The sequence below is a fragment of the Veillonella sp. ZSJB6 genome, from assembly GCF_051549505.1.
GTDB lineage: Bacteria > Bacillota > Negativicutes > Veillonellales > Veillonellaceae > Veillonella.
Window position 1 is genome coordinate 1 of record NZ_JBPUGE010000204.1, and the last position, 232, is coordinate 232.

The 232-nt window shown below is 45.3% G+C and carries 1 protein-coding gene; it reads left to right on the forward strand.

The features are described from left to right. The coding region (locus ACSV5T_RS10430) for an FAD-binding protein (protein ID WP_438321106.1) at positions 1-232 on the forward strand (232 nt) is incomplete at both ends.

Below are 232 nucleotides of genomic sequence, written 5' to 3' on the forward strand. Positions count from 1 at the left end.
TGCGCCTAACAAAATGGAAATAGCATCCCGTGACGTTGTAGCGAAAGCAATCGAAGATGAAATCGCTGCAGGTAGTGGTTTCGGAACTGGTCTTAACGCATACGTAGTAGCTGACCTACGTCACTTAGGACCTGAAGTTATCATCGAAAAACTTCATGGTATTCGTGACTTGGCTATGTGCTTCGAACATTGCGATCCACTGACTCAACCAGTACCTATTCGTCCTACATGT